This window comes from Actinomycetota bacterium, assembly GCA_019347675.1.
Classification (GTDB): Bacteria; Actinomycetota; Nitriliruptoria; order Nitriliruptorales; family JAHWKO01; genus JAHWKW01.
The window spans coordinates 24,279-33,430 of the sequence record JAHWKW010000026.1; the positions used below are offsets into that span (position 1 = coordinate 24,279).

At 68.4% G+C, this 9,152-nt stretch carries 10 protein-coding genes, 1 tRNA gene and 1 other RNA gene; 7 read left to right on the top strand and 5 right to left on the bottom strand.

What is annotated here, in order from left to right:
• Positions 1–2: 2 nt before the first annotated feature.
• Positions 3–1,778: a DNA polymerase III subunit gamma/tau gene (gene dnaX / locus KY462_14710; GenBank protein MBW3578960.1), complete on the bottom strand. Its 1,776-nt coding sequence runs from the start codon at positions 1,776–1,778 to the stop codon at positions 3–5.
• A gap of 46 nt (positions 1,779–1,824) precedes the next feature.
• An RNA gene (gene ffs, locus KY462_14715) (signal recognition particle sRNA small type) lies at positions 1,825–1,922 on the bottom strand.
• Between the two features lie 554 nt (positions 1,923–2,476).
• On the opposite strand from ffs, the gene KY462_14720 reads away from it, so the two are divergent.
• From KY462_14720 to KY462_14730, 3 genes are all read left to right on the top strand, one after another.
• Positions 2,477–3,361, top strand: coding sequence for a VOC family protein (locus KY462_14720; GenBank protein ID MBW3578961.1), 885 nt, complete (start codon positions 2,477–2,479; stop codon positions 3,359–3,361).
• A 22-nt stretch (positions 3,362–3,383) separates the two neighbouring features.
• Positions 3,384–3,815, top strand: a complete 432-nt coding sequence (locus KY462_14725) for a VOC family protein (protein MBW3578962.1) — start codon at positions 3,384–3,386, stop codon at positions 3,813–3,815.
• Positions 3,816–4,313: 498 nt separating this feature from the next.
• Complete coding sequence (locus KY462_14730; protein ID MBW3578963.1) at positions 4,314–4,598, top strand: hypothetical protein; 285 nt, start codon at positions 4,314–4,316, stop codon at positions 4,596–4,598.
• On the opposite strand, the gene KY462_14735 is transcribed toward KY462_14730, so the two are convergent.
• Together KY462_14735 and KY462_14740 are read right to left on the bottom strand one after the other, a co-directional pair.
• Positions 4,553–4,921, bottom strand: coding sequence for a helix-turn-helix domain-containing protein (locus KY462_14735; protein ID MBW3578964.1), 369 nt, complete (start codon positions 4,919–4,921; stop codon positions 4,553–4,555). The two genes, KY462_14730 and KY462_14735, sit on opposite strands and share 46 nt — an antisense overlap.
• Positions 4,922–5,179: 258 nt before the next feature.
• Positions 5,180–5,271, bottom strand: a tRNA-Ser gene (locus KY462_14740).
• A gap of 535 nt (positions 5,272–5,806) precedes the next feature.
• On the opposite strand from KY462_14740, the gene KY462_14745 reads away from it, so the two are divergent.
• Positions 5,807–6,157, top strand: a complete 351-nt coding sequence (locus tag KY462_14745; GenBank protein ID MBW3578965.1) for a hypothetical protein — start codon at positions 5,807–5,809, stop codon at positions 6,155–6,157.
• A 601-nt stretch (positions 6,158–6,758) separates the two neighbouring features.
• On the top strand, positions 6,759–7,649 hold the full coding sequence (locus tag KY462_14750) for a DMT family transporter (GenBank protein ID MBW3578966.1): 891 nt from the start codon (positions 6,759–6,761) through the stop codon (positions 7,647–7,649).
• Between the two features lie 118 nt (positions 7,650–7,767).
• Here KY462_14750 and KY462_14755 read toward each other — a convergent pair whose 3' ends face one another.
• Positions 7,768–8,259: a hypothetical protein gene (locus tag KY462_14755; protein MBW3578967.1), complete on the bottom strand. Its 492-nt coding sequence runs from the start codon at positions 8,257–8,259 to the stop codon at positions 7,768–7,770.
• Positions 8,260–8,784: 525 nt separating this feature from the next.
• On the opposite strand from KY462_14755, the gene KY462_14760 reads away from it, so the two are divergent.
• Both KY462_14760 and KY462_14765 read left to right on the top strand, forming a co-directional pair.
• Entirely contained in the window at positions 8,785–9,006 is a 222-nt protein-coding gene (locus tag KY462_14760) for a hypothetical protein (GenBank protein ID MBW3578968.1), read from the top strand.
• 11 nt (positions 9,007–9,017) lie between these two features.
• Positions 9,018–9,152, top strand: a 135-nt coding sequence (locus KY462_14765) for a DUF2283 domain-containing protein (protein ID MBW3578969.1), incomplete at its 3' end; no start/stop codon positions are given.

The following is a 9,152-nucleotide window of genomic DNA, read 5'->3' on the forward strand; positions in this document are numbered from 1 at the left end:
GCCTACCGTTCCTCGACGGGTTGCGCGCCGAGCTCCTCACGCAGCAGCGTCGCAGCGTGCGTGGCGGCCGTGTGCTCGTCCACCTCGTGGCCGGTGTGCTCAGCCTCGCCGACCTCGGTCTCCTCCTGGGAAAGCTCCTGGGACAGCGGCGCGGGGTCAGGCGCGGGCGGATCACCGTCGCCGGACGCGACCTCGGTGCGCAGCTGCACCGCGACGTCGCAGACCTGCTCGATGACCTTCCGTACCGCCTCGGCGTGGTCCGGCCGACCGACCTCGTCGGCGTGGAAGCTCGACGGGAACGCCAGCACCAGACCGTCGCCCTCGAGGCGCATCGGCGTTCCTGCCTGTGCGATCGCGTGCAACCGGACGCTGTGCTGCTTGAGGTGATCGAGCACCTGACGCCAGCGCCCCACGACCGTGCTGAACACGTCCCCATCGACGTGGGCGACAGGCCCGGCAGCGGGCACTTCGGTCGCGTCCGCTGCGGTGATCTCCGGGTGGGGGACCCCAGCGTCGCGCGGAGCACCGACCCCGTCCGCCGGGCGGGGCGCCGGACCGTCGCCGCTTGCCTGGGCCCCGTGCGCCGGGCGGGGCGCCGGACCGTCGCCGCTTGCCTGGACCCCGTGCGCCGGGCGGGGCGCCGCTGTCTCCAGGCGTGCCACCCGGTCGGCCAGTGCGGCGACGTCGCCGATCACCTCCGGGAGCGCGAGCTTGGCCAGCGCCAGCTCGATCGGGAGACGCGCCGGTCCCCGCCGCATTTCGGCGATGGTCTCAGCCAGCACGTCGACCGCCCGTAGCAGCGTCTCGCGCGGCAGCAACTGTGCCTGCCCGGCCAGCCGCGTCCGCCGCTCCGCCGTGGCGTCGACCAGGTCCGGCCGGTCGGGTGCCACCTGCAGCACCAGCAGGTCGCGGAGGTGCTGGACGAGGTCGAGGGCGAACCGGCGCAGGTCGTGACCCTCGTCGAGGAGCGATTGGGTGAGCGCCAGCAACCCGGCGATGTCGCGGGCCGCCAGCAACGACACCGTCTCGAACGTCCGCTCCGCCGGCGTGTGTCCCAGGACCTGGGCCACGGCGTCGCCGGTGACGTGACCGCCGCCGAACGACAGCACCTGCTCCAGGATCGACAGGGTGTCACGCACGGAGCCGTCGCCGGCGCGCACGACCGCCTCGACCGCGTCGTCGTCGATCGACAGACCTTCGAGCACCACGACGCGTTTCACGTGCGCGGCGACGTCCTGCGCCCCGACCCGGCGCAGGTCGAGGCGCTGCACGCGGGACAAGATCGTCGGCAGGACCTTCTGCGGGTCGGTCGTGGCCATCGCGAACATCACGTGGTGCGGGGGCTCCTCGATCAGCTTCAGCAGCGCGTTGAACGCCGCGGTCGAGGCCATGTGCACCTCGTCGAGGATGTAGGCCTTCTTGCGTGCCCGGGCGGGTGCGAACATGGCGCGCTCGCGCAGTTCCCGGGCGTCGTCCACCCCACCGTGGGAGGCCATGTCGAGCTCGATCACATCCACCGACGAGCCGCCGGTGATCTGCACGCACAGGTCGCACACCTGGCAGGGATCGGGGGTGGGGCCCTGATCGCAGTTCACCGCCTTGGCCAGGATGCGTGCCGTGGAGGTCTTCCCGGTGCCGCGGGGGCCGGTGAACAGGTAGGCGTGGTGTAGGCGGTCCTCGGCGATCGCGTTGGCGAGCGTCTGGGTGACGTGTCGCTGCCCCACCACCTCCGCGAACGATTGCGGGCGGTACTTGCGGTACAGCGAGACGTACGCCACCCGAACCTCCTGCAACGGCCGCGAGGCCCGAGACCCGAAGGTCCGCTCCGGCCGCCCCGTCCGGCACCCGTCCAAGAACGGCTTAGGGCTGCTGCCTTCCGGCCCTGACCCGGTTCACCGGAGGACGTCGCCGGGGGGACGACCGGAGCGCACCGCCGGGCTCGAGCCCCGCGTCGGCGGCGAGCGTACCGGCTCGTCGCTGCGGTGTCCGCAAGCGGAGGGTGAGGGATTCGATCCGAACCCTCCAGGCGTCGACCCGTCCATGCTTTCCACGTCTGTTACGGGGTTGACGGCCTAGACACCAGATCCGCAAAACCCCATGTCTGGCCTGAGCTTTGTGCAGAACGGTCGGGTTCGTCTCATACCCGCCACCCCTCGGGCGGTGTTCCTCCGAAACGACCACGACCGCGAGGTCGTCCGCGGGATGCGCGGGCGGCAGCCGGAGAACTGGGTCAGCGGTCCGGTGGCGACGTGCAGGTCGTGGACAGCGCGTCGCTTGCGCCGACCCCGATCAGCAACGGCCTCGTCGACGAGGACAGGCTCATGCCGGAACTGATCCGACTGGGTGGCGGCAAGAGTGTGTTCCCCGAGGAGGTTCCACGCCCGACGAGACGTGCGGTCGAGACGGCGTCGCCCGATGAGTTCGGACGGACGGCATCGTCTGAGAGGATGCTGCGAGGGTCGACAAGGAGGCTCAGATGCGGAAGATCACGCCACACCTGTGGTTCGACACGCAGGCCGTGGAGGCGGCCGAGGTCTACGCCTCCACTTTCCCGGATTCGATGATCACCGATGTGACCACGATCCGCGACACCCCGTCGGGAGACACCGACGTCGTGTCGTTCGAGCTATGGGGCCAGCCGTTCGCGGCCATCAGCGCCGGCCCGCTGTTCGAGTTCAACCCGTCCGTGTCGTTCCTCGTGTCCTGCGACAGTCCCGAAGAGGTCGATTTCTTCTGGGGCAGGCTGTCGGACGGCGGCACACCGCTCATGCCGCTGGACTCGTACCCGTTCAGCGGCCGCTACGGCTGGACCGAGGACCGGTACGGACTGTCGTGGCAGATCATGCATGCCGACCAGCAAGAAGTAGGCCAGCGGATCACGGCCACGCTCATGTTCGTGAGCGAGGTCTGCGGCAAGGCCGAGGAGGCGATCGCCTTCTACACCTCGCTGTTCTCCGACTCCAAGGTCGGCCACCTCCTCCGCTACGGGATGGACGAAGCGCCCGACGTTGCGGGGACGATCAAGCACGCCAGCTTCTGGCTGGCGGGCCAGGAGTTCGCGGCCATGGACAGCGCCCATGACCACCGGTTCGGCTTCAATGAGGCGGTCTCCTTCATGATCAGTTGCGAGACGCAGGAGGAGATCGACCGCTACTGGGATGCCCTCTCCGCGGTTGCTGAGGCCGAACAGTGCGGCTGGCTGAAGGACCGCTACGGGCTCTCATGGCAGGTGGTGCCCGCTGACCTCGATGAACTGCTGCGCAACGGCACGGAACACCAGACCGCGCGGGTCACCGCGGCGTTCCTCGGGATGAAGAAGTTCGACCTCGCGGAACTACAGCGCGCATACGACGGACCGTGAGCACGAGTCCAAAGGTGGAACGATGACGAGACTGCACACCTACCTCAACTTCGCCGGCGACGCCGAAGAAGCGTTCGACTTCTACCGATCGGTGTTCGGCGGCGAGTTCTCGTCGCACGTCCGCTTCAAGGACTTCCCGATGGAGGGTGTCGACATCCCCGCGGAAGACCAGGACAAGATCATGCACATCGCCCTGCCCATCGGTGACGGGGACATCCTGATGGCCAGCGACGCCCTGGATTCCCTCGGACAGGAACTGGTCCAAGGCAACAACGTCTACGTGTCGGTCCACCCGGACAGCAGACAAGAGGCGGACCGGGTCTTCGAGGCACTCTCGCAGGGTGGAGAGATCGAGATGCCGATCGGCGACCAGCCGTGGGGGGACTACTACGGCAGCTTCACGGACAAGTTCGGGGTCATGTGGATGGTGAACCATACCCCCGAGGAGGCATGAGCGAGAGGCCCGGTGGCGGCCGCGGGGCGGCGGACGTTCGTCGCTCGCTGCCGCGGTCACATCGTGGCCACCTTCGGGCTCGCCTCGCGGCCGAGGAACCGGCCGAGCTCCCAGGCTGAGGTCTCTACCGCCTGGACGACGACCAGATCGTCCCGCGCGGCAGTCCGAACACCACGACAAGCCGCTGGACTTCGCTCGGCGGATGTCGACGCAGTGGACCTGTCGTGGCGCGGCCTGCTTCGGTGTCTCCGTCCACGTCGTCCCCTCGGACGAGCGCGACGCGGTGCTCCGCACCGATGCCGACCGCACACGTCACCACTACCGCTGGGGAACGGTGCGACGTGTGCTCGCGGCAGGCTTCGACCTGTTGCCGACGTCGCCGACCCGCACCACGACACCGTGCTCGTGGAGCCCGACACTCAGTCCCGGGCCGATGACCTCCTGGCCGCGGCTGCCGCATCGCGAGGAGAACCCGTACGACCTCGGAGGGACAGGGCGATGACCGAGACCCCTACCACGGATGTCGAGGTGGCCCTGCCCGCGGATGTCCACCAAATCGACGAGACCGGCGACATCTGGAGCGTGCTCGAGGAGGCGTCCGACCCCGATCGCATCGCCGAAGCCCGCGTGATCGTCGCCGGAGATCCCGACGAGCCGTTCCTCGCCCGCGTCATCGACATCGTCGACGGCGCCGACGGGACCCACATCGTCCACCTCGAGGTGATCGGCCTTCCCGGTCAGGTGATCGACGAGCTGACCCGCGCCAAGCTGCTCTCCGCCTGACCCTGCTGTGGGCGGGCGGCTCGAAGGCCTCGTCGCGGCACGGTTACGGTCGGCGTGCGTGGACCCCACCCTGGGTGCTCGCAGCGCATCGCCACGATCTGCGCCTCGAGCTCGGGCGGCATCTGGTGCGGACACGACCCCGGCTTGGAGGACTGGTCAACCAGGCCTGCCAGACCCGCCTTGGCGTACGCCCGCAGCCACCGGTGCACCGTCTGTCGGCTCACCCCGTAGCGGCAGGCCACCTCGGTGACCGCCGCGCCCTCGACCACGACCTCCAACACCGCCGCGTGCCGCTGCTCGATCACGCCCAACACCACCAGCACGAGCCACTCCTCGTCCGCCAACACGTTCGAGGAGCAGCTTCCAACCGGCCGCAGGTGTCACACAGGAACCGGAGCCACCGTCGCGCAGGACCCGGAGCCACGTCCGGGATCTGTCACCCACCTACCGGAGCCAACGTGTCAAGCATCTACCGGGCCCGCACACCACCTGTGACCAAGTCGTGACCAAGTGGGCGTTCGGGCTGGTTCGGCGCGAAGGGGGCCCGGATCCGCGAAACCTTCTCTGACCTCGACGTTTGTTGGCGGAGGGTGAGGGATTCGAACCCTCGAGGGGCTTGCACCCCTACACGCTTTCCAAGCGTGCGCACTAGGCCTGACTATGCGAACCCTCCAGGTTGGTGGCCGCCGCGCCGACGAGTCACCTGGCTCCGCCGCACAGCACGGCACCAGCTGCAGCTCGTCGTTGACGCGCCATTTCGCGGAGGGACAGGGATTCTAACCCTCGAGACCCTCACGGGCCTACCCGCTGTCAAGGGAAGAGACCCTCATTTCTCGGGTGCCCTCCGGCAGCCCAGCGTACCGTTGAAGGTCGCTTTGACGACCCGTGCATGCCACGTCGAGTACCCGTCGACGGGTCTTGCCATGTCTCCGTGATCAGACGGTGATCGAAGACAGGATTCCCCGTCGTGGCATGCGGCGGCACGGCTGGCCGACGTCGTGACGCTACTCGCGGCCGTCGCTGTCGCTTCGTCGCGCCTGTACCGGGGCGTTCGCTTCCCGACCCACGTCGTCACCGGCATGTGTACGCGTGCGTGTGGGTAGCGATCTCCTCGCGCATGCTTGCCCGGACAGGGGGCTCCGACGGACTCGGCCACGCTACGGCACCGCTCTGAGGAGCGAGACGTCGCTGCGGATTGGAGGAAGCCCGTGACCCGCCCCCTGAAGTACGGCCTCGGCGTGCTAGCGGCCAACCCCGTGCTGCTGCTCTTCTACGGGGCACTCATCGAAATCGCGCTTCATCCTGACGTCCAACACCGCGAAGTGGAGTTGCCGGGACTCGGCGAGGACTGGTCGGATGCCACTGTCGCGATGTTCTGCGATCTCCAGGTTGGCATGTGGTTCTCCAAGACCGGCATGGTGGAGCGCGCCGTCGATCCCGTGGTCGAGGCCAAGCCCGACGTCGTGCTGCTGGGGGCCACTTCGTCTACGGCAACGCGCCGACCGCCGACGTCCAGGTCGCCACGATCCTCGACCTCCTGGAGCCCTGATCGCCTCTGATGCGCCGAGCCGCCCACGAACAGTCGGTTGCCGGCGGCGCCGTAGGCGTCGGAGCGAAACCGTTGTGACAGCCGGAACAGCGGACGCGGGGAGACGGCGTTCGCACCAAACCTCTGCACCACTTGACGGGATCGCTTGCGATGCTCGCTGGCATCCCGCTGCGCGCGGTGACGACCCTCTGGGCACTCCCGGGCCACGGTCACGGCCGGTTATCTCCTCTCACGTCCTCGACGAGACGAAGCGCGAGACCGCGGCGAAGATGGACGTCGTGGTGAACCCGAGCCGTACCGTCCGCGGCGAGCTGCGAATGCCCGTGCATGACTGGACCCGCCTCGCGCCACCCAACCACTGGTCCCTGCCGCTTCGCTATGGGTGAACGCCCGGCCCTCGACATGACATCGCTGCCTGATTGCGACCGGCCGCGAGGAACCCACGGTGACGTTGGCGGAGGGGCACCTCGACCGTGCCGTCCCGCATGTGAGCGAGACGTCCGCGCATGACTCAGGGCGTCGAGGAGACTGCGGGTTCCGTACCGCCGCCCCGAGGGCACCACCGCCTGCGCTGGCCTCGCCATCCGCTCCTACGTACCTGGACCGGCGTGGTGCTCATAAGCTTCAGCGCCGTCTGGGTGCGGATCGCCGATATCGAACCGGCGAGATCGGCCTTTCTCCGCAACGCCTACGCGCTGCCGATCTTCGCCGCGCTCATCTGGTGGAGGCAACGGTCGGTGGGGAAGCGCCGATCGCCACGCGCCGGGATCGTGGCGTTCGCCACCATCGCCGGTGTGTTCCTCGGCATGGACTTCATCGTCTGGCACGAGTCCGTCGCGATCATCGGGGCCGGCCTCGGCACGATGCTGCCGAACGTCCAGGTCGTGTTCGTCAGCATCATCGCGATCTTCGCCTTCGGCGAACGACCGCACGTCGCTTTCTGGGGCGCGCTGGTTCCGGTCCTGGTTGGGGTGTGGATCCTCGGCGTGGGCGGCGAACCCATCGCCGCGGGAGGGTCGATGCTCGTCGGCGTCGGGCTCGGCGTGCTGGCCGGGCTGTTCTACGCCATCTACCTCATCGTCCTGCGGCACGCACGACTCCGTCGCCCGGCCGCCCGGTCGGTCGAGGTGATCGCTTCCGCGACCCTCGGAGCGGCGATCCTCACCGGCGTCTTCGCGTTGTTGCAGGGGGTCGCCGGTCCGGCAGTGACCCCGGCGGACAACGGATGGATGCTGGCCTACGCGTTCGGCAGCCAGGTCCTCGGCTGGCTGCTCATCACCTCGTCGGTCCATCTGCTGCCAGCGAGCATCACCGCGGTCGCGTTGCTCCTCCAGCCGGTGCTCGCCATGGTCTGGGGGGCGACGCTCCTGGGCGAGCCGATCGGCGCGGTTGAGGTGGGTGGTGCGGCCACCGTCCTGTTCGGGGTCGTCGCCGCCCACCGCGCGGTCGTGGTCGGCCAGCGCCGCGAACGTGCCGCCATCGAGGATGAACCCGCAGGTTAGGTGTTCGTGAACAGCACCCGGTTCGTCGGACACGGTTGGCGTCTATCACGCCGCTGAGGTGAAGTCGTGGCGGCATGGTCCGCTTCGCGTGGGGTGAGGTGTCCGTCGCCGCTGGGCATCAGAGGCGTGAACTGCGAGCCTCGGGAAGTACCACCCAGAGACCCAGCACGACGAGTAACACAAGCCCTGCGGCTGCCGCTCCCGCGGTGGTGTCGAAGAGGAACCGGATCACCACGAATACCGCGTCCGCGGTGGCGAACGCGAGTAGAGCCATGCCGACGAGCTGAGTCCTGACCGACGTGATGAGTCGTTCGCGCCGGTGGCGTTGGGGGCGCAGCCGGTGGTAGGCAGCGGGGGTGAGGAAGACCATCGTGGCGATGGCTGCAGTGACCAACGCGATGGCAAAGGCGCGGATGCCGAGGTTGTCCAGTTCTGTGAAGCGGCTGGAGAACGGTGCGATCAGCAAGAAGGCGAACAGCACCTGGACCCCCGGCATGATGGTGCGGAGTTCTTCGAGCAGCTCCCGGTAACGCTCGCGCATGGCTTCGCCGTCTTTGTCTGCTTGCGGGTCTCCCTCGTTGGCCTGCTGTGGCCGTCGGTCAGCGGTCATGTCGTTTCTCCCACAGGCACCCGCCGACCACGCAGGGTAGGTGCCGTGCCGACGGCGCGAGGCGGCAGTCGGCGCGGCGGCGGTTCCGATGGCACGCTAGTCGCCGACCGGCGGGCAAAGCGCGTGCCGCCGATCGTCACGGTGCTCCTGCTGGCGCTGATGCTGTTGACCGTCGAAGGCATGGACGCGGCCGTCCGTACGGGCCGGCGTGCACGGACAGCGCCCCGACGCTCGGTTGCCTGACCCCGATCAGGGGGCGGAGGAGGGGACGTGGTGGAGGTCGGGATCTTCCTGAGCTCGGAGCAGCACGACGCGCCGAGCCTCGTGCGTATCGCGAAACTCGCGGAGGAGGCCGGGTTCCGGCGCGCGTCCATCGGGCCTGCCCGTCCGCTTCCTCGGCCACCGCGACGACATCTACCAGGAGGTCATGCCCGGCATGCAGCGTGAGGCAGCACGGCGCTTCAACGAGCAGTTGCGGGAACCTGAGAAGGACGACGACGCGTCGCATCAGGACGAGACCGGGAGATGACCCGTCTCAGCCGGCATGCCAAGAACAAGTTGCGGTGGATCCGCCGTGATGCGCCAGCGGTCAGCGAGGAAGGGCTCGTCGCGGCCCTTGAACAAGGCGATGTCCTGGGCGAGGACCAGAGGGGTAACGTCAGGATGACGGTTGAAGTGTCTGGGACGAGACTGACCGTCGTCGTCGATCCCGACGACGAGCTCGTGATCACGGTGTGGCGCGGGTGAAAGGCGAACCGATGGCGCTCTACACGTACGACGGCGAAACCGATGTGCTCTACGTGCTGCTGGTCGACGAACCGGACGCGAGCATCAACCGTACCGAGGAACTGTCCGACCGGGTCCACGTGGACCTCGATGCCCAAGGCGAGGTG

What these genes read in the sequence shown, in the direction of transcription:
- KY462_14720 (MBW3578961.1), top strand. Translation starts at nt 2,477, where the DNA reads ATGCGGAAGATCACGCCACACCTGTGGTTCGACACGCAGGCCGTGGAG.
- KY462_14755 (MBW3578967.1), bottom strand. Translation starts at nt 8,259, where the DNA reads ATGACCGCTGACCGACGGCCACAGCAGGCCAACGAGGGAGACCCGCAA.
- KY462_14725 (MBW3578962.1), top strand. Translation starts at nt 3,384, where the DNA reads ATGACGAGACTGCACACCTACCTCAACTTCGCCGGCGACGCCGAAGAA.
- KY462_14730 (MBW3578963.1), top strand. Translation starts at nt 4,314, where the DNA reads ATGACCGAGACCCCTACCACGGATGTCGAGGTGGCCCTGCCCGCGGAT.
- KY462_14760 (MBW3578968.1), top strand. Translation starts at nt 8,785, where the DNA reads ATGACCCGTCTCAGCCGGCATGCCAAGAACAAGTTGCGGTGGATCCGC.